Source organism: Nitrobacter sp. (assembly GCF_051535215.1).
Classification (GTDB): domain Bacteria; phylum Pseudomonadota; class Alphaproteobacteria; order Rhizobiales; family Xanthobacteraceae; genus Nitrobacter.
The window spans coordinates 1-19915 of sequence record NZ_JBPPLY010000027.1; the positions used below are offsets into that span (position 1 = coordinate 1).

The following is a 19915-nucleotide window of genomic DNA, read 5'->3' on the forward strand; positions in this document are numbered from 1 at the left end:
GTCGTGTCGGATTGCTGAGTGCCGGGCAACTCGTTGTTGACCGTGACCTGACCGTTGTTGTCGGCGGTGACGGAGGATTCCTCGCGGGTCTGGCTGGACCGCAGCACCCGGCCTTCCGGATCGAACTTGTCCGAGGTCTGGGTGATCTTGTTGTAGTCGAAGTCGGCGGATAGCTCGACGCGCGCCCTGCCGCTTCCGACCACGGACGACACGATGGCCTCGACCTGATTGCGCATGCGCTTTTCGAATGCGGCGCGCCGCTCGTCTCCGCTCACGCCGTCGGCATCGGTGTTCGAGCCGTCGGCAAGCAACTGACCGGCTTCGTCCACGATGGACACCCGCTGCGGCTTCAGTCCGTTGACGGCCGAGGCAACGAGATGACGGATGGCGCGGATCTGCTGCGGCTCGAGGCCGCCGCGGACGCGCAGAACGATCGAGGCGGATGGCTGCGGCGCTTCGCGAGAGAACAGCGGCCGCTCGGGCAGCACCAGATGGACGCGGGCGTCCTGAATACGGTCGATGGCGCGGATGGTGCGGGCGAGTTCGCCTTCCAGCGCGCGCAGGCGATTGATGTTCTGGACGAAGCTCGTGGTGCCGAGGGCGTCGGATTTGTCGAAGATCTCATAGCCGACCCCGCCGCCCTTGGGCAGTCCCGCCTCGGCGAGCTTCATCCGCAGCCGCGTCACTTTGTCCTTCGGCACCAGAATGACGGCGCCGTCGTTGCGCAGCTCGTAGGGAATTGCCTGACGTTCGAGGTCCTTGATGATTCCGGAGGAGTCCTCGACGCTGAGGTCGGTAAAGAGAGTCGTCATCTGCGGGGCAGTGACGCGCATGATGACGAACGCGAAGAAGCCGATCAGCACGGCGGTGACGGCGACCATCGCCATCAACCGTGACGCGCCCAGGCCTTTCAGAAATGCCAGCAGCCCCTGCAACGAACCAGCCCCTTGACCCGGCCCGCGGAAGGGCCGACTCGGCAATTATTGCCTATGGTATGGTTTCGATATGGTTAACGACGGTTAAGACCCGTGACGAAATTGCTCAATGACAAAAAACCGGTCTCCAGAAGGAGGCCGGTTTTCCGAGAATTCGCACTAATCTGGAAGTGTCTTACTGGCGGTATTGCTGGATTCGTGTGGTGCGCAGACCGGCAAGGCCATGCTGGTCGATCGAGAACTGCCAGGACAGGAATTCGTCGACCGTCAACGTATAGCGGCTGCAAGCCTCCTCGAGGGAGAGCAATCCGCCGCGCACCGCGGCAACGACCTCGGCCTTGCGGCGGATCACCCACCGCTTGGTGCCGGGCGCCGGCAGATCGGCGATTGTTAACGGGCTTCCGTCGGGCCCGATGACGTATTTCACCCTCGGGCGATGGGGTTCTGTCATGGCGTACTCACAAACTCTAAACCACTGAACTCGCCGAGGAAGCTACGCCTTGCGGCTTAAAATTTGCCTAAGCCCAAGGCTTCAATACGATTCTCCTTGAAAAGACTGATTGGGAACGGCGCCGGGTAGCCGTTCCGGGCGCGCCAGACCGGTCGGATGGGAAGCAGAAAGGTACGTTCCGTGTCGACCAGGCAAGAGCCGCGCCGGTCAGTTCACGATGCGCTTGATCTGGCTGATGGTGTAGGTCTGGCCGCCGATCGACAGCAGCGGCGGCGATTGGGTGAGATCAACGGAATTGACCTGACCCTGAATCTGCGTCGAGACCATGACCGGATTGCCGGACGCATCCGCCGCCGTCGCCGTCAGCGTGTATTTGCCGTCGGGCCATTGCGTGCCGTCGTTGCCGAGGCCGTTCCAGGAGAAAACCTGATTGTCGCCGGCATTGACGCCGTAGGAGCCGGAGAAAACGTTCTGACCGGTGCTGTTGGCGATGTTGACGGTGAGAGTGGAGGCGGCCGGGACGCTTAGCTGCCATGTCGCTGCCGCGTTGGTCATGGTGGCGGTGCTGCCGTCGACCACGGCATTCTTGCCGACGAAATCCAGCGCCTGCGTTGCCTGCGTCGTCTGCTGCAGGGAAACCAGACTGGCAAGCTGATCGTTGGTCTTCAACTGCTGCTCGACGCCGGCGAACTGGACGAGCTGCTGGGTGAATTGGTTGGTGTCCAGCGGATCGAGCGGGTTCTGATTCTGCAACTGCGTCGTCAGCAACGTCAGGAAGGTCTGGAAGTTGCCGGCCAGTGTGCCGTTGTTGCTTGATGCCGCGGAGTTTGAGGAGGAAGCGGGCAACGGCGTCGTGCCCGACACCACCTGCTGAACCGCGGAACCCACTGAGCTCGTCATGTTCGTCTCCCTACACCCTGATATCGAGGCCGCCGCTCGATCCGAGCATCCGGCCATAGCTTCGTCCGGCCGCCGTCGCCGGAACGATGTCGTCTTCGGTCACGATCAGGCGCTGCGCATTGCGGCCGGTATCGTCGCGCGGGGTCTGGCCCTGCGAGGATTGATCGCGCAGGCTGAACTGCAGACCGCCGTCACCGGTCTTCAGGCCCGCGTCCTGCAGCGCGCGCTGGAGCTGGGGCGCGTCCTGCCGCAGCATCGCGAGCGTTTCCGGTTTCTCGACCGTCAGATGGGATGTGACCCGGCCCTGGCGATCGACGTCGAGACGGACATCGATGCGGCCGAGGTCGGCGGGGTCGAGGCGGATTTCGAAGCGACTCTTTCCGCTCTGGGCCGTGACCGCGATCTGGACTGCCAGACCGTTCAGCGGCACCGCAGCGCCGGTGGCTGCCGCGACATTGTATTGCGGCGTTGCGGGCGTTGTCGCGGCGGTTGATTGCGCCTGCGGCTGCGCCAGGGTGCCGTTGATACCCTGCGGTTGACCGTTGTCGGGCGGCGGCTGCGGCGCGCCGGCGTCGCTCGCCTGTCCGGAATGCTGCGGTGCTGCTGCTCCTTGCTGCGTCGCGGGCGTGCCGGTATCGGACGAGGCAGCTTTTGTGCTGTCGCTGGCGACGGCATCATGCTTGTGATCGCCGGACGTGGCGTCGTGCGGCGCGTTCGGACTCGCGGAGGCTGCTGACGGCGCTGATGCATCCGCTGTCGTTGGTGAGGGCTGGAGACCCGTCATGACCGATGCGGTCGTCTTGGCCGGCTGCGCATTGTCCGCTGGCTTTGTACCCGCCTTCGCGGTGGCCGGTGTCGCCGCGGCGACCGCGGCTCCGAGGGTCTGCATGGCGGTTGCCTGCACGGCCTGCTGGGAAGCCGGCGAGGCCGTCGCCTCTTTCTGGAATGCTGCTGTGGCAACGGCCGTATCCGCAGCCGGGCTGGAATCGGCGTCCGCGAGCGCGGCTTGAAGAGCGGAGGTGACGCCGGTCGCCGACGCGCCGGCGGCACCGGTTGATGCGCTCGCCGAATCGGGTGCCGCGGTTGCGGCGGCCGTCGATGGTGTCGCGGCCACCGGTGTTGCGACCGGAACCGCGACCGCGACTGGCGTTACCGTGACTTGCGGAGGGGCTGTCGGATCTGTGGTTGTGACGTCCGGGGTCGTCAGCGAGGGATTTGAAGCATTCCCGCTCGAAGCGACCTCGGTATCTCCGCGTTTGGTCCTATGATGGTGTCCGGCGTTCGATGCTTTTGTGGGTGCATCGGCCTTCTGATTGCCGGCGGCCGGTTCTGCGCTCGAATTGGTCTGCTGCGATCCGGTGGAGGACGGCTGGGAACCCCGGGCCTGTACGTTATTATCGGCCGCGGTACGATCCGGGCCGGAGGCGCCGGGAGGGCGGTCGGGGCGCATGGCGGGCTGGTCGGACCAATTCGACGCAGGCACGGCGGGAGCCTGCGAAGCCTGTGCGCTGATATCGACCAGGGCCTCAAAAGAGTTCCCCATCGGCTGGTCGTCCCTCTCAAGCCTCTGCCGCATATTCGGTAACGACGCGCTGGTGGCGGTTTCTGGTGTCACGCTAAGCACAGGCAACCTCTCGCGATAGGGTGCCAAGCGAGCAGCAAGGACCGGGCCATCATCCGGTTTGAGCTTATGGTCAGTATATTCAATGAGTTGTACGGTGTGTCCAGCCGCCGGCCGGGCCGGTTCGACTGCTTGCTTTCTGCCCGGCGGCAAGATTTGCCGCTGGTTCGTCGCCGTCGTCTGGCCCTGATTGCCTCGCAGGAATACGAACTATATTAGTGTACAAAAGCTGGTCTTTCGGTCGGCCGGATGGAACGGAATTCCCGCTCCGGAACACCGCGAAAGTCTTCGATCGGCAAGGCGTGCGACCTTGTGCGATCTCATGTATGACAGGATCAATGCTCAACAGTCTGGATCTTGAAGGCCGTCCTCAGGATACGCGGGTCGTGGTCGCCATGTCGGGCGGTGTCGATTCGTCGGTGACGGCCGCGCTGTTGAAGTCCGAGGGCTACGACGTCGTCGGAATAACCCTGCAGCTTTACGATCACGGCGCGGCCACTCATCGCAAGGGAGCCTGCTGCGCCGGTCAGGATATCCATGACGCCCGCAACGTTGCCGAACGCCTCGGCATTCCGCACTATGTGCTCGATTATGAAAGCCGCTTCCGCGAAACCGTGATCGAGAATTTCGCGGACAGCTATGCGTCGGGCGAGACGCCGGTGCCCTGCATCGAGTGCAACCGTCTGGTCAAATTCCGCGATCTTCTGGCCACCGCGCGCGAGCTTGGCGCCACCGCGCTGGCGACCGGCCATTACGTTGCCTCACGCCGTCTGGCCGGCGGTTCGCGCGCGCTGCTCTGCGCGGCGGATGCGGATCGCGATCAGAGCTACTTCCTGTTCGCCACCACGCGCGAGCAACTCGATTTCCTGCGCTTTCCGCTCGGCGACATGACGAAGGCGCAGACCCGCGAACTGGCACGGCGCTTCGACCTGTCGGTTGCCGACAAGCACGACAGTCAGGATATCTGTTTTGTGCCGACCGGCCGCTACACCGATGTCATCAGCCGGCTGAAGCCGAATGCATTGGAGCCCGGCGATATCGTCGATCTCGACGGGCACGTCCTCGGCCATCACGAGGGCATCGTACATTTCACGGTCGGACAGCGCCGCGGCCTCGGCATTGCCTCCGGCGCGCCGCTGTATGTTCTGAGTCTCGATGCGGTAAACCGGCGTCTGGTTGTCGGACCGCGCGAAGCGTTGAAGATGCACCGTATCGTCCTGCGCGACGTGAACTGGATCGGCGACGGCGCGCTCGATCGGGCGGTGGGGACAGGACTCGAATTGTTCGTGCGGGTTCGCTCGACCCGCAAGCCCCAGCCGGCGTGGCTGCGCGCCATCGATGGCCGCTATGAAATCGAACTCGTGGCCGGCGAGGAGGGCGTGTCGCCCGGTCAGGCCTGCGTGTTCTACGATGGGCCGGAAGGGCAGGCGCGAGTGCTCGGCGGCGGGTTCATCGCGCGTGCCATGGCGAAGCGCGCAAGCGGAACGGCCATGCAGAACGGTACGTCGGTGGCGCCGCTCGCCGCCGAACTGCGCGGATAGGGTTCGGGACGCGCGGACAGCATGGGCAACGACATCGACCGCGCAGGCGTCGCGAAGGCCTATGGCCGCTGGGCGCCGATCTACGATCTCGTGTTCGGCAAGGTTTTCGATCCGGGCCGCCAATCCACCATTGCCATAGCCGATACGATCGGCGGTCGTATCCTTGACGTCGGCGTCGGCACCGGACTGTCGCTGTCGGATTATGCGTCCACCACGAAACTGTATGGCGTCGACATTTCCGAACCGATGCTGCGCAAGGCGCAGCAGCGCGTGCGGGCGCTCAATCTCACAAACGTCGAAATGCTGGCGGTGATGGACGCCAGGAATCTCGCTTTTGCCGATTCGTTTTTCGACGCGGTCGTGGCGCAGTACGTCATCACGGCGGTGCCGGACCCCGAAGCGACATTGGACGACTTCGTCCGCGTGCTGAAGCCGGGCGGCGAATTGATTCTGGTCAATCACATCGGCGCCGAGCGCGGGTTTCGCCGTCTGTTCGAGCTGACGTTTGCGCCTTTGGCCCGGCGGCTCGGCTGGCGCCCCGAATTTCCGTGGCAGCGCCTTGTGAACTGGGCTGCAAAGCATGGCGGCGTGACGCTCTTCGAGCGGCGTCCGATGCCGCCGATGGGACACTTCTCGCTGATCCGCTATCGCAAATCGTGATTGTCGGTTTCCGGCGGAACATCGGCTGTCGCCGTTCGTTGCCATCACATGCGGATGACAACCACGTCCTTGTTCGTATTTGTCGCACTTGTTGCGCTCCCGGAGACCGCCTTTGCACAGGCGCCGCCGCCGGGCGCACCCCCTGCCACGACGCCGGCTCCCTCCGCGAACGCCGGTTGCGCCCCTCACGATACGATCTCGCCGAACGGAACGACGACCGGCAAAACCAGGGAGCCGCTCGGGGACAAATTGGCGAAATCCGACGGTGTGCTGTGCCCGCCTGCGGGCGTCGATCCGGAGATGCGCGCGCCGACGCCGGAAGGCGGCAATACGCCCGTTATTCCGCCACCTGGCAGCCCCGGCGGGGACCCCAACGTGCGGCCGAAATAAGCCGTCACTAATAAACCGGCATATCGGTCGGCTTTGCTTGACACGCCATTGAGCGGCTTTTTATATGCCGCCGCACGTTCACGGCTTTCGTCGGCCGTGAACACTGCGGCGAGGTAGCTCAGCTGGTTAGAGCACGGGAATCATAATCCTGGGGTCGGGGGTTCGAGTCCCTCCCTCGCTACCATCATCCCTGTATGTTCCGGAATCGCAAATCCCCCTAAGTTGCCGCCATCCGGTCTTTGCCTGTGACGTCAGGGCCCGATGCGGCAGGTGACGATCGCGGCTAAAGCGGCGGGCGGTCTCCTCTCAGGACGATATAGATTGCCGGGATCACGAGCACGGTCAACGCCGTCGATGATGCGAGGCCGAACAACAGCGAGATAGCGAGTCCCTGGAAGATCGGGTCGGCAAGGATGACGGCTGCGCCGATCATCGCGGCGATCGCGGTCAGGAGGATCGGCTTGAAGCGAATTGCGCCTGCCTCCAGCAACACGTCTGTCAAAGGCCGGTCGGGCCGGCGCGCATGGCGGATGAAATCCACCAGCAGGATCGAGTTGCGCACGATAATGCCAGCAAGCGCGATGAACCCGATCATGGATGTCGCGGTGAAGGGCGCATTGAACAGCCAGTGGCCGAGCATGATGCCGATGAAGGTAAGCGGGATCGGCGTCAGGATCACCAGCGGCAACTTGAACGAGCCGAACTGGGCCACGACGAGGATATAGATCCCGAGGATCGCCACCATGAAGGCCGCGCCCATATCACGGAAGGTCACCCAGGTCACTTCCCATTCGCCGTCCCAAAGCAGGGTCGGATGCGTCTCGTCGTCCGGCTGGCCGTGCAGTGCGATCACGGGCTTCGGAAGGTTGCCCCAGTCGATCCGGTCGATCGCATCGCGCACCGCGAGCATGCCGTAGATCGGCGCTTCATAGGCGCCGGCGAGTTCCGCCAGCACCATTTCGGCGGAGCGGCCGTTGTGGCGGAAGATGGGCCAGGACGCCGGCTCACGGGTGACGCTGACGACATCGCCGAGTTCGACTACCCCACGGCCGCCGGGAAGGGCGTTGGCGGGCACCGGTGTCGTCAGCGCGCGCGCATCCATCACAGCGTGCGCCTTCGGCAGTGCGAGACGGATGGCGATCGGGTAGCGTCCTCCACCGCGCTGGGAATAGCCCACCGTGGTGCCGCCATAGAGATCGCGCAGGGTGTCGTAAACGTCCGATTGCTCGACCTTGTAATATTCGAGATTGTCCTGATTGATCGCGACGCGCACGCGCTCAGCCTGGTTGTGATAGCTGTCGTCGACATCGACGATGAATGGCACGCTCTTGAACGCCGCGCGAACCTTGTCGGCCACCGCGCGCCGCGTGTTCGGATCGGGACCGTAGATCTCCGCGAGCAGCGTGCCGAGCACCGGGGGCCCCGGAGGCGGCTCGACCACCTTCACGACGGCATCCTTCGGCAGGTCGAGATCTTTCAGGCGCTGCCTGAGTTCAAGCGCGATGGCATGGCTGGCGCGCGCGCGGTCGCCTTTCGCGAGCAGGTTCACGGCAATATCGCCCTGCTCGGGACCGGAGCGAAGATAATAGTGCCGCACCAGCCCGTTGAAATCGAACGGTGCACTCGTGCCGGCATATGTCTGAAACGATACAATCTCCGGCACGGATGCCAGGCGATCGACCATCGCCTGCAGCGCCCGGTCGGTATCCTCGACAGACGAGCCTTTTGGCAGGTCGACCACGACCTGGAGATTGGCCTTGTTGTCGAAGGGCAGGAGTTTCACCGTGACATGCCTGGTGTAGATCAGCCCGAGCGAGGCCAGCGTGGCAAAGCCGACGACGAGAAGAAAAGTCCAGGACCGCCAGCGGGCAGCAAGGATGGGCCTTGCGACCGCGACGTAAATCCGGCCGAGGCGGCCGCCGCCCGCATCCTCGTGACCGCCGCCCGCCTTGGATTCTTGTGTTGACGCGTTTTCCTGACGCGAACCGGATTCTACTTCGCTTGAAAACGCTATGGAGCCACCGCCGAACTTCATCATCAGCCACGGCGTCAGGATAACGGCGACGAAGAAGGAGAACAGCATCGCCGCCGACGCATTGGCCGGAATCGGGCTCATATAGGGCCCCATCATGCCGGACACGAACAGCATCGGCAGCAGCGCTGCCACCACCGTCAGCGTCGCGACGATGGTCGGATTGCCGACCTCGGCCACCGCGTCGATCGCGGCCTGCGCGCGCGAGCGGCCGTCGCGCATCGCCCAGTGGCGGGCGATGTTCTCGATCACCACGATGGCGTCGTCCACCAGAATGCCGATGGAGAAGATCAGCGCGAACAAGCTCACGCGGTTGAGCGTGTAGCCCATGAGCCAGGAGGCGAACAGCGTGAGCAGGATCGTGGTCGGGATCACTACCGCGACCACGAGCGCTTCCCGCCAGCCGATGGCGACGGCGACCAGCACAACAATCGATACCGTGGCGAGGCCGAGATGGAACAGAAGTTCGTTGGCCTTTTCGTTCGCCGTCTCGCCGTAGTTGCGCGTGACCGTCATCTCGACATCCGCCGGGAAGATCTGGCCGCGCGTCTGCTCCAGCCGCCGCACGATCTCGTCGGCGATCACCACCGCATTGGTGCCGGGGCGCTTGGCGATGGCGAGCGAGATGGCGGGCGCGCGTTCAAGGCCGGCATCAGCCGTTTTGCGGATGTCGGTGACGCGGTTTTCGGCCGGCGAGGTTGCAAGCACGACATTGGCGACGTCGCGGACATAGACGGGGCGGCCGTCGCGTGCGGTGAGTAGGATGTTGCCGATCTCGGGCAGCGCCTGCAGGGTTTGTCCGGCGACGATCGCGCGCTGCTGCGTGTCCTCCCGCACCGTGCCGATGCGGAACGAACGGTTGGCGCCTTCGATCTTGGCAGCGAGCTGCTGAAGGGTGATGCCGTAGAGCGAAAGCTTTTCCGGGTCAGGTTCGACGCGAAACTGCTCCGGCTGCTCGCCGACGATATAGGTGAGGCCGACGTCGGGCAGCTTGGACACCTCGACCTGCAGCTCGCGGGCGAGCCGCGTCAGCCCGTTCGCAGTCCATCGGGACGCAGCCGCCGTCGTCGGGCGAAGCGTGACGACCACGATCGCCACGTCGTCGATGCCGCGGCCAACGATGAGCGGCTCCGGAATCCCGACCGGGATCCGGTTCATGTTGGCCCGGACCTTCTCATGCACGCGAAGAATGGCGGCGTCCGAACTGGTGCCGACCTTGAACCGCGCCGTCACCACGGTGCCGTCGTCCTCGGTCTGGGAATACACGTGCTCGACGCCGTCGATGCTCTTGACGATCGTTTCCAGCGGCTCGGTGACGAGCTTCAGGGCGTCCTCGGCCTTCAACCCGTTGGCGGCGACATGGATGTCGACCATGGGCACGGATATCTGCGGCTCTTCCTCGCGCGGCAGCGAGATCAGCGCCACAAGCCCCAGCGCAAGGGAGGCGAGCAGGAACAGCGGCGTCAACGGTGAAGCGATAAAGGCGCGGGTGAGATTACCGGCGAGACCAAGCTTCATGGCAGCACGATCCGGTCGCCGTCGTGCAGGCCCGTGAGAATCTCTGTGCGGCTTTGGCCGTCCTCTTCGACGGCTTCGCCGAGAATGACGGCGACGTCCATTCCTCCGGTGGGCGTGACAAGGCGTACGTAGTCGACGCCATGCATCGTCCGGATCGCCTGAGGCGGGACAGCGAGCACCTCGCGTTTGCCGACGGGGATCGACACCAGCGTACGCTCGTTGACGAAATAATCGCCGATCCCTTGGACCTCGACATCGGCGATCACGCGCCCGTCGACGATCTCGGGATAGACCTTGACGATGCGGCCGCGATGCGCGGCAGGAAGTCCGTCCGGCGCAGTCGAGAGTCCGCGAGCGCCGACCAACACGTCGGAGCCCTGCGTGATCTCGCCGGCATGACGCTCCGGCAGCGACAGCCGCAGATAATACGGTCCCGGCGCGATCCGGGAGATGTCCTCTCCGGGCAGGATCACCGAACCGAGCGTGACGGGGACGGTGAGCACCCGGCCCGTTGCCGGCGCGAAGACAGTCCCCTCGCGTGCACTCTGTTCGATGACGGTCTTCTCCGCCTTGGCCGCCGCGACCTGATTGGTTGCGACCTCGAACTGCATTTTGGCCTGATCAAGGTTGACCTGCGTGCCTGCTCCGCTCGCCCGGAGTTGCTGCGCCCGCTCGAGCTGGACGCGTGCATTGGCGAGCTGCGAGTTGAGCGCCTCGACCTTGGCATCGGCAGCGTTGAGCTGGAGCGCGAGCTTGTCGTCGACAATGACGGCGATCGCCTGTCCTTCCCTGACTTCGTCGCCCTGGCTGATACGGAGTTCCCGAACCGAGCCGCCGATGCGGGCACGCGCCGGCACCACGATGCGGCTCTCGACCTGGCCGAACACGGCCTTCATCTCGGGAATTGTCGTGGCCTTGACGATGAATTCGCCAGCCTCGGTCGCCGTCGCGCCGGCGATCGCGGCGCCGGCGAGAGCGGCTGTGAGGAAACGCAAGATCGGTCGATGCATGAGCGTGCAGCTTTCACGGGCGATCACAAGTCTCGCCCGACCATCGGATGGAGAAGACCTTGTCGTTATTTAAATGCGACGCCGGCCGGACAGCCGAGTTTCCTGAAGATCATGGCTGAAGGGCAAAAGCCTGTGACCGACGCCTGGATCAGGTTCACCCCGACGAAGATCGTGAGCAGATACCACCAGGGCGACACGTAGAATCCGAGCCCCAGCGAGACGAGAACCATGAAGCCGGCAAACATCATCACGGCGCGATCGATCGTCATTGTCGTTTCTCCTCTGCTTCAAGACTGCGTCTGTTCGGCCGTCTCCACGTGAATTTCCTTCAGCTTCTTGATTCCGAGCATGTCGAGGACGAGGTTTTCGTAGAAGGTCTCGGCCTTGCCCTGGCGCACCTTGCGCAGGAAGTATTTCTCAAAACCGATCTTGGCTGCGTGGACCCATTTGCCCTGCGACGACCAGTTGACGTTGCGAGGCGGAATTTGCGGTTGTGCAACGAAAGCGATGCCATCATCGCCGAAGTCTGCGAGGCAGACTGCGTTCCAGGTTGCGACCGCCTTCGGCTGCTCGCCCTTGAGGAGCGAAGCGATGTTTTCCGCCGTGGCGGTGACCATGGATTCGATCATGAAACCGGTCTTCGGCACGCCCACCGCGAGCGGCGTCTTGCCGACCGGCGGAATGGCGACGCAGACGCCGACGCCGAAAACGTTCGGGAAGGTCGGGTTGCGCTGGTGCTTGTCGATGACGATAAAGCCGCGCGGATTGGTCAGACCCTCGACGCCATGAACGGCCGGGACGCCGCGGAAGGCCGGCAGCAGCATCGAGAAGGCGAAGGGCAGTTCGTGCGTCGCCTTGACCGTGCCATCGTCGTTGACTTCTTCGACGACGAGCTTTTCAGGTTCGACCTTTGTCGTGCGCGCATTGGTGATCCATTTGATGTGGCGGTCGCGCATCGCGCTTTCGATCAGCCCCTTGGTGTCGCCGACGCCGTCGAGCCCGAGATGGCCGATATAGGGCTCCGGCGTCACGAAGGTCATCGGCACGCGGTCGCGGACGCGCGCATTGCGCAAGGCCGTTTCGAGGATGAAGGCGAATTCGTAGGCCGGGCCGTAGCAGGACGCGCCTTGCACGGCGCCGATCACCACCGGTCCCGGCGTCTTGATGAGCTTGTCGAATGCGACCTTGGCCTGCAGGGCATGGTCGGTCTGGCAGACGGACTGGGTATGGGCATTCGGGCCCAGCCCCGGCACCTCGTCGAAGGCCAGGTCAGGTCCGGTGGCGATAATCAGATAATCGTAGTAAACGGATGTGCCGTTGTTGAGTTGAATCCGATTTTCAGCCGGCTCGACGCGTTTGGCTCCTTCCGGCCGCAGTTCGATGCCTCTCTGCTTTAGGACCGGAGCAAGATCGACTTCGATTTCCGCCGGTTGTCTCCATCCGACGGCGACCCATGGATTCGAGGGCACGAACGAATAAGTCGAGCCGAGATTAACGACGGTGAGACGGTCATCGCGTCTCAGCTTGGTCTTCATCTCATAGGCCATGATGGTTCCACCAAGGCCCGCGCCGAGAACGACAATGTGAGACATGGACTATTCCTCCGATTTATCCGCCGAGTTTCCCTGACATCGCTCATTGCGTCTTGATCTGGTTCAAGGCAGGAGCAAATTGTCCTTTGAACCTTGCGTCGGCCTCTCGTGAAGGCCCGACCGCTTGCACATAACATTCAAGGAGTATAAATTCAATACTATGAATGTAGGAGATATGATGCCGGCCGCGGAGTCGGCCGCGGAACTGATGCGCAGCCTGTCCCATCCGCAGCGCCTACTGGTGCTCTGCGCACTGGTGGACGGCGAGAGGTCAGTCGCTGAATTGCGTCAAGGACTCGGGATCGAACAGGTGCCGATGTCGCAGCAACTCATGCGGCTCAGGTCGGACGGACTTGTCGAAGCCCGTCGCGAAGGAACGACGGTCTATTATTCCATCGCACGGCCGGAGGTTTTAACGGTTGTGGAGGCGCTGCATTCAGCTTTTTGCGCACCGGCCCGAGGCAAGCGGCCGCGCGGCGGTCGACAAGTAAATACTCGAAGCTCCTAGAGGCCGTTGCTGGATTTGGCGCCCACGGCGAATGGGCTTGGGCGACTGGCCGTTTGACGCTGGTGCCGGCCCGTGCACGATGGAAGCTCCCGTCTGCTTCAAATCAGGCTGGCCGATATGAACGGTGCGGGGATGAGGGCTACCTCATCGGCAGCGATGGCTGTCCGTGGCAACAAGGAGAACGATTCTATGACTGCACGTGTGCTGTCCGTCGCGGCTATCGCCCTTTGGCTTATTACCATCGCGGCTGCTGCATTCTTCTTCGTTTACGGCCGGACACGTGTGGCGCCCGACGGTCGTACGGCTGTTCTGCTGGCATCGGAAGAGCGTGATCTCGTGCTCGCCGAAATGCGCAGCATGCTTGAGACCGTGCAGGTCGTCGTCGATGGGGTAGCGGCAGGTGACATGAAGCGGATTGCGCAGGCCGCGCGCGCGAGCGGCATGGCCGCGGCCGCCGACGTCAATCCGGCACTGATGGCCAAGTTGCCGATCGAGTTCAAACGGCTCGGGCTCAGCGTCCATAAGCGCTTCGACGAGATTGCCGCCACAGCGGAGTCAGGCGCGAGTCGCGAGCAGTTGCTCACAAGCCTGGGCACGCAGCTATCGGCGTGCGTCGCCTGTCATGCCAGCTATCGCCTCGACGCGGAGACGCCGGCGGCGAAGTGAGCAGGAATGAAACGACATGCCTGACGATCGGTCGCTGTTCTCGGAGCGGCAAGGGAGGACTCGCCGTGCATTCCGCAGGTGTGCGCCGGCACCGCCAAGACCGGCCGAACAGCCAACCACCGTTTTTTAACTGAACTGTTCTATCCTGCTACCGTTACGCATTAGAACGCAAGTTTCCCGGTAAGCCACAGAAGGTGCCTCCGCGATGGTTCACTTGTCCCAGTTGCCGCCAGCCTCGACGTGCATTCTTTCCCGGTAATCTTTTGAGGGCGCCGCTCCCGGTTTCTGCTCACGCAATTCTTCGCGAATCGCGTCATGGCTGCGCATCGGGTGGCGTAACGCTTGCTTCAACCACAACAGATCGACGAGTTTCCACGTGCGCAAGAACTTTCCGGTTACCGACGCCGAATATCCCGTTTCCGACGAAACGCTGATCGTTTCGAGGACCGACCTCAAAGGTCGTCTGACCTACGTCAACGAGGACTTCATCGACGCCGCGGAATTCACGCCCGAGGAATTGATGGGCAAGGCGCACAACATCGTCCGTCATCCGGACATGCCGCCGGAGGCGTTTGAAAATCTTTGGGACACGCTGAAGGCCGAGAAGCCCTGGGTCGGCGCGATCAAGAACCGACGCAAGAACGGCGGCTTTTACTGGGTGCTGGCGACTGCCTCGCCGATTCGCACGAACGGGCAGGTCACCGGCTATACCTCGATCCGGACCAGGCTTGCTGCCGACCAGCGTGCGCTGGCAGAGGAAGTTTATGCAGCCATTCGCGAACAGCGGCGGCATCCGTACCGGATCGATGCCGGTATCATCCGGAAGCGATCGTTCTTCGACCGCTTCGGCCTGTTTACACGGACCATCCGGGCGCGAATGACGACACTGATCACGCTGCAGGCCGCTTTCCTGCTGGCCTGTAGCGCGCTGGGGGCAACCGTAGTTGGTGGGACATGGGGGCTCGTCCTCGGCTTTCTCGGCATTGCCGGGGTTGCTGCCGCAGGAATCGTCGGGCGTCAGACGCTTCGTGCGTTTGAGGAGCCGATGCATCACCTGAACGAAACGATGGTGAACCTGGTCCACGACAAGTTCGACAATCGGATCGAGATCAAGCGCGATGACGAAATCGGTATGGCGCTTCGCAACCTTCAGACCGTGCAGACGCTGATCCGCTTCAGCCGGGAAGAGGTCAATTCCACGCAACGCCGGGCCGACATCCAGCGCAAGACGGACATGACGAAGATCGCCGATTCCTTCGAAGCGGCGATCGGCGAGATCGTTCAGGCCGTCGCCACGTCAGCGACCGAACTGGAAGCGTCCGCAGCCACGCTCGCGTCGAACGCCGACCATGCAAGGGATTTTGCCGCACGCGTCGCCAACGGATCCAACGAAGCCTCCTCCAACGTCAATTCGGTGGCTTCCGCCACCGAGGAGATGACCGCCTCGGTTCGCGAAATCAGCCAGCGGATGCAGGAGTCGGCGCGCATGGCGGGCAATGCCGTCGATCAGGTTCATTCGGCGACTGAGCGCGTCAGTGCGCTGTCGAGCGCGGCGTCGCGTATCGGCGACATCGTTGAGATCATCAACAATATCGCGGGTCAGACCAACCTTCTCGCCCTCAATGCCACCATCGAGGCGGCGCGCGCCGGGGAAGCTGGCCGCGGGTTTTCCGTCGTTGCCTCGGAAGTGAAGGCGCTCGCCGAGCAAACCGGCAAGGCCACCGGTGAAATCGGTCAGCAGATCGGCGACATCCAATCCGCCACGCAGGAATCGGTCGCCGCGATCAACGAAATTCGCAACTCCATCGAAAAGCTGTCGGGCATCTCCTCCACGATCGCCTCGGCTATCGAAGAACAGGGCGCAACCACGCAGGAAGTCTCCCGCAACGTCCAGCACGCCGCCCAGGGCGCGCAGGAAGTTTCCTCCAATGTCGGCAACCTCCAGCGCGGAGCGGCGGAAACCGGAACGGCCTCGTCGCTGGTTTTGACTGCCGCGCAAACGTTGTCGCGCGACAGCGCCCGGCTCAAGGCGGAGGTCAACAACTTCCTGAACTCGGTCCGGGTCGCGTAGAGATCGGCACCCGGTCGGACGTCGGCAAAACGCAGCCTGGCGTGAAAGCGCTGCTGCGCCGGCATGCTGCGTTGAGGTTCGCTGGCGTGCTCCGGTCAGCGCCTCGTCCAGATAATGCGCGGACCTGGCGCCACGAAGTCACGGCTTTCCAGCACGTGATGGGGTCCGGTGCAGAACTCGATCAGAATGCACCCGCAGAAGCAGCGAATGACCTAAAACGCCCGTTTTGTATTCTGGCGGCTATAAAACACCCGGGCACGTGGTCATGGCTGGGATCGAGGTTGGAATCCTCTCCCGCTGCCACGTCTTTCCATGACAACACGGATCAAGTACATCCGCCGTTCACGGTTGCCGATGCCGGATTGCAATGCCATGCGTGAACGGCCGGGCTTTCGCGGATAGCCACGTCCCTGAGGGCACGAAGCAGCAGGCGCAAGCGGGCATCGACGAAGCCGGCGGTAACCGCGTATCTTGGGTTAAGCTTTGCGGAAATGCTGCCGATCGGCCGAGGGACATGCACGAACTTATTGGCGATATCACGCTTTCCATCCTGTTCGCCTGGGGTCTCGGGCTGGCCGCGCATTTTTCCCGGCAACCGCTGATCCTGGCCTATCTGGTGGCCGGGTTCGTCATCGGACCGTTCGGAATGGGATGGGTCAAATCGCAGGAATCGATCCAGACCATTTCCGAACTCGGGCTGATCTTCATGCTCTTCATGATCGGACTGGAAATCGACCTGAAGAAGATCGTGCGCGCCGGGCCGGTGATCCTGATCGCCGGCGGCGGCCAACTCCTCGGCGGCTGCATTCTTGGCGTATTGTTCTTCATGGCGATCGGTCTTGCCATGGGGCAGGGCGGTTTCGATGCGCTGTATCTTTGCGTCGCCTGTGCGCTGTCGAGCACGGTCATCATCGTCAAGGTCCTGTACGAGAAACGCGAACTCGACACGCTGCCGGGCCGCATCACCCTTGGGGTGCTGGTGCTGCAGGATATTTTCGCGATCCTGTTCCTGGCGGTACAGCCCAGCCTCGACAACCTTCAGATTTCCATCATCCTGCTTTCGATTGCGCGGGTGGGCGCGCTGGTCGCGACCGCGCTGATCCTCAGCCGCTATGTGCTGCCACATCTGTTTCACCAGATCGCGCGCCGCCCGGAACTGGTGCTGCTGGGCGCGCTGGCGTGGTGTTTTCTGATCGGGGAAATCGCCGAGCGATTGCACCTGTCCCGCGAAATGGGCTCGCTGGTGGCGGGCGTGTCGCTCTCGACCTTCCCTTATGCGCTCGATGTCACCGCCAAGGTGACGACGCTGCGCGATTTCTTCATCACGCTGTTTTTCGTCGCGCTGGGCATGACAATTCCGATTCCGAACGGCTCGGTGATCTGGCTTGCGCTGACGATCGCGGCCTTCACGGTGGTGAGCCGCGTGGTCACGACGTTCGTGCCGTTGTATCTGATGAAGCAGGGCCTGCGTGCCAGCCTGCTGCCGGCCATCAACCTGGCACAGATCAGCGAGTTCTCGCTGGTCGTGATCCAGACAGGGCTGGCTGCACGACACATCAGCACCCAGACCGCAAGCGCGGCCTCGTTCGCCTTCGTGGTGCTGGCCGTGCTGAGCACGTTTGCGATCGGACGCAGCGATCAGCTTTCGCGATCGGGGATCGGGCTTTTGAAGCGGTTTGGCTTACGCGACCTCGATCGCACCGAGGCTGGCGAGGGCGGACACGGAGGAGGTCATGGCGAGCCGCGCCGCATTGTTATTCTTGGATTCTTCCGCGCCGCCAGCGCGCTCTTGAGCGAAATCGAACGCCGTAACGAGTCGCTACTCGATCAGATCGCGGTGGTTGACTTTAACCCTGTGGTGTTCAGCACTCTTTCCGCCCGTGGGCTGCGCGTTACCTATGGCGACATCAGCAACGTGGACACGCTGCTTCATGCCGGGGTCGGCGGCGCCGAGATCATCATTCTGAGCGTCCCGGATGCGCTGCTCAAGGGCGCCACCAATGTCAAGCTCGTCCGTCATGTCCGCTCGCTCAACCCGACCGCGAAGATCATTTCGACGGCGGACCTGCTGTCGGATATCGAGGATCAATATGCCGCGGGCGCGGACTACGTGACGGTGACGCGGCTGACGGACGCGCACGAGCTTTTCGCGGCGATCGAGGCCGCCGACAATGGCCTGCTGGCCGACAAGCGCGCCGAGACCGACTTACTTCTGAGCGAACGCCGGGAGGTGCTGCCGTAAGCCGTACCTCGCTATTTTCGCTGCGAAACCATATATATAAAGCCTGATCTCAGGCAGATGCCAGGCCGTTGGGTTACGCCGCAGCCTGCCCGGCGCGTATTCCGCAAAAGTGGGTACCGCTTTTGCGATCGGAATACGCGTGCATTATTGATGGAGAGCATTTTCTTGACGCTAACCGGATTCCACTTAGCCGGAAAATGCTCTAGTGGAGTGGATTTGACATTCGCTGCCCGGTTTGCAGCGAACGCGAGAAGCGAATGTCAAATCCAGAACTCCACTTGAAACCTATATTTTCTGGTGGTCCTTTGATTCTAACCTTTGCAAGAACGCCTGCCGCAACGGAATGCAAATGTTAGAATCGGACTACTAGGTCATACGAAATTCCGTCACCCGGGAAAGCGCGCCTCATGTCTCATCCGATTCCGGAAGTCCTCCAGGCCTTCGCCAATGGCGAGATCGTCGTCGTGACCGACGATGACGACCGCGAGGGCGAGGGCGATCTGATCGTCGCGGGCTCGCTCTGCACCGCGGAGAAGATGGCGTTCATCATACGGCACACGTCTGGTATCGTTTGCGCGCCGATAACGACCGAGGATGCGCTGCGGCTGCGGCTCGATCCGATGGTCGCGCATAACGAATCCAACCATACCACGGCCTTCACCGTCTCGATCGATTACAAGCCCGACGGCGGCACTGGCATTTCGGCCGAAGAGCGCGCCTCCTGTTGTCGGGCGCTCGCCAATCCCAACGCAGGTGCCAGCGATTTTGCCCGGCCCGGTCATATCTTTCCGCTGATCGCGCGAAATGGCGGCGTGCTGCTCCGCGCGGGCCATACCGAGGCTGCGGTCGATCTCTGCAAGCTCGCCGGCCTGCCTCCGGTCGGCGTCATCAGCGAGTTGATGAATGACGACGGCACGGTGATGAAAGGCGAGCAGGTGGCGCGGTTTGCTGCCGCGCACGGGCTCAAGCACGTGACCATCGCCGACATCATCTCGTATCGTCAGGCGCGGGAGAAGCTGATCGAGCGCGTTTCGGAATTCACCACCGAAAGTCCGATCGGGCCGCTGCAGGGCTACGCATACCGCTCACCGTTCGATTCCACCGCCCACGTCGCGTTCGTCTATAACGGCATCGGCGACGGCAGGAATGTGCTCACTCGCTTCCACAAGCCCAATATCGTGCGCGATATTTTCGCCGGGCCGAGGCGAATGGAGGTCGTTCTCGAGCATTTCAGGAAGGCCGGAAGCGGCGTGCTGGTGTATCTGCGCGACGGTGCGGCGGGGGTGCCGGTGGCGCCGCTCCCCGAAGACAAATCGGCGGAAGCCGATCGCAACAGGCAGTGGCGCGAGGTCGGGGTCGGCGCGCAGATCCTGCGCGACCTCGGCGTGACCTCGATCCGGCATCTGACCTCGTCCGCATACGAGTACAAGGGGCTGTCCGGATTCGGTATCGAGATCGTTTCCAACGAATATCTCGAAAGCTGACGGCTGTTGTCGGCCGGGCATGAGCTTACATGCTCTGCACCTGTCGCTAATGAACCGGATGTTGAGGGCGGGATCATAAATCGCCGGGTCTGGCGTTCCCTCGGCTGCATTCCGCAATGACGTGGTTCTGTCCTCGAATTATCTATATAGTGAGGTAGACCTGATTGGGCATCTGGACCGATGTGAAAGGATTGTCATGAGCGTTCGTCCGCAAAGCAAGGACCAACCCGTGCCGGTCGGTTTCCAGTGGGACGATCCGTTCTGTCTGGACGATCAGTTGACCGAAGACGAACG

At 62.8% G+C, this 19915-nt stretch carries 17 protein-coding genes and 1 tRNA gene; 9 read left to right on the forward strand and 9 right to left on the reverse strand.

The window, feature by feature from the left end:
- The 4 genes from fliF to ACS3WB_RS15660 form a co-directional block, all read right to left on the reverse strand.
- The coding region (fliF, locus tag ACS3WB_RS15645; RefSeq protein ID WP_438276406.1) for a flagellar basal-body MS-ring/collar protein FliF at positions 1-935 on the reverse strand (935 nt) is incomplete at its 3' end.
- Between the two features lie 175 nt (positions 936-1110).
- The gene (gene sciP / locus ACS3WB_RS15650) at positions 1111-1386 is read right to left on the reverse strand and encodes a CtrA inhibitor SciP (RefSeq protein WP_002714638.1); all 276 of its coding nucleotides are present in this window, start codon (positions 1384-1386) and stop codon (positions 1111-1113) included.
- Between the two features lie 207 nt (positions 1387-1593).
- Complete coding sequence (locus tag ACS3WB_RS15655; RefSeq protein WP_438276407.1) at positions 1594-2286, reverse strand: flagellar hook assembly protein FlgD; 693 nt, start codon at positions 2284-2286, stop codon at positions 1594-1596.
- A 10-nt stretch (positions 2287-2296) separates the two neighbouring features.
- Positions 2297-3829, reverse strand: a complete 1533-nt coding sequence (locus ACS3WB_RS15660) for a flagellar hook-length control protein FliK (protein WP_438276408.1) — start codon at positions 3827-3829, stop codon at positions 2297-2299.
- A 416-nt stretch (positions 3830-4245) separates the two neighbouring features.
- Between ACS3WB_RS15660 and mnmA the strand changes: the two genes are divergently transcribed.
- The 4 genes from mnmA to ACS3WB_RS15680 all read left to right on the forward strand — a co-directional run bounded on the left by mnmA (position 4246) and on the right by ACS3WB_RS15680 (position 6682).
- Positions 4246-5448 (forward strand): tRNA 2-thiouridine(34) synthase MnmA, encoded by a 1203-nt coding sequence (gene mnmA / locus ACS3WB_RS15665; RefSeq protein WP_438276409.1) that lies wholly within the window; start codon positions 4246-4248, stop codon positions 5446-5448.
- A gap of 21 nt (positions 5449-5469) precedes the next feature.
- A complete protein-coding gene (locus tag ACS3WB_RS15670) occupies positions 5470-6108 on the forward strand; it encodes a class I SAM-dependent methyltransferase (RefSeq protein ID WP_438276410.1) in 639 nt (212 codons plus the stop codon).
- A 54-nt stretch (positions 6109-6162) separates the two neighbouring features.
- Complete coding sequence (locus tag ACS3WB_RS15675; protein ID WP_438276411.1) at positions 6163-6498, forward strand: hypothetical protein; 336 nt, start codon at positions 6163-6165, stop codon at positions 6496-6498.
- 107 nt (positions 6499-6605) lie between these two features.
- A tRNA-Met gene (locus ACS3WB_RS15680) sits at positions 6606-6682 on the forward strand.
- Between the two features lie 99 nt (positions 6683-6781).
- Here ACS3WB_RS15680 and ACS3WB_RS15685 read toward each other — a convergent pair.
- The 4 genes from ACS3WB_RS15685 to ACS3WB_RS15700 all read right to left on the reverse strand — a co-directional run bounded on the left by ACS3WB_RS15685 (position 6782) and on the right by ACS3WB_RS15700 (position 12650).
- The gene (locus ACS3WB_RS15685) at positions 6782-10048 is read right to left on the reverse strand and encodes an efflux RND transporter permease subunit (protein ID WP_438276412.1); all 3267 of its coding nucleotides are present in this window, start codon (positions 10046-10048) and stop codon (positions 6782-6784) included.
- Positions 10045-11058 (reverse strand): efflux RND transporter periplasmic adaptor subunit, encoded by a 1014-nt coding sequence (locus ACS3WB_RS15690; protein WP_438276413.1) that lies wholly within the window; start codon positions 11056-11058, stop codon positions 10045-10047. The genes ACS3WB_RS15685 and ACS3WB_RS15690 overlap by 4 nt, the downstream gene beginning before the upstream one ends.
- A 65-nt stretch (positions 11059-11123) precedes the next feature.
- Positions 11124-11327, reverse strand: coding sequence for a YgaP family membrane protein (locus ACS3WB_RS15695; protein ID WP_438276414.1), 204 nt, complete (start codon positions 11325-11327; stop codon positions 11124-11126).
- 18 nt (positions 11328-11345) lie between these two features.
- Entirely contained in the window at positions 11346-12650 is a 1305-nt protein-coding gene (locus tag ACS3WB_RS15700; protein ID WP_438276415.1) for an NAD(P)/FAD-dependent oxidoreductase, read from the reverse strand.
- 178 nt (positions 12651-12828) lie between these two features.
- On the opposite strand from ACS3WB_RS15700, the gene ACS3WB_RS15705 reads away from it, so the two are divergent.
- Both ACS3WB_RS15705 and ACS3WB_RS15710 read left to right on the forward strand, forming a co-directional pair.
- The gene (locus ACS3WB_RS15705) at positions 12829-13158 is read left to right on the forward strand and encodes an ArsR/SmtB family transcription factor (protein WP_438276416.1); all 330 of its coding nucleotides are present in this window, start codon (positions 12829-12831) and stop codon (positions 13156-13158) included.
- Positions 13159-13347: 189 nt separating this feature from the next.
- On the forward strand, positions 13348-13824 hold the full coding sequence (locus ACS3WB_RS15710) for a hypothetical protein (RefSeq protein WP_438276417.1): 477 nt from the start codon (positions 13348-13350) through the stop codon (positions 13822-13824).
- 210 nt (positions 13825-14034) lie between these two features.
- Here the strand turns inward: ACS3WB_RS15710 and ACS3WB_RS15715 are convergent, their stop codons facing one another.
- Complete coding sequence (locus tag ACS3WB_RS15715; protein WP_438276418.1) at positions 14035-14208, reverse strand: hypothetical protein; 174 nt, start codon at positions 14206-14208, stop codon at positions 14035-14037.
- Here ACS3WB_RS15715 and ACS3WB_RS15720 point away from each other — a divergent pair.
- The 3 genes from ACS3WB_RS15720 to ribB all read left to right on the forward strand — a co-directional run bounded on the left by ACS3WB_RS15720 (position 14201) and on the right by ribB (position 19621).
- Positions 14201-15895: a methyl-accepting chemotaxis protein gene (locus ACS3WB_RS15720; protein WP_438276419.1), complete on the forward strand. Its 1695-nt coding sequence runs from the start codon at positions 14201-14203 to the stop codon at positions 15893-15895. The genes ACS3WB_RS15715 and ACS3WB_RS15720 overlap by 8 nt on opposite strands.
- Positions 15896-16409: 514 nt before the next feature.
- Entirely contained in the window at positions 16410-18137 is a 1728-nt protein-coding gene (locus ACS3WB_RS15725; RefSeq protein WP_438276420.1) for a cation:proton antiporter, read from the forward strand.
- Between the two features lie 407 nt (positions 18138-18544).
- Complete coding sequence (gene ribB / locus ACS3WB_RS15730) at positions 18545-19621, forward strand: 3,4-dihydroxy-2-butanone-4-phosphate synthase (RefSeq protein WP_438276421.1); 1077 nt, start codon at positions 18545-18547, stop codon at positions 19619-19621.
- Positions 19622-19915: the final 294 nt, after the last annotated feature.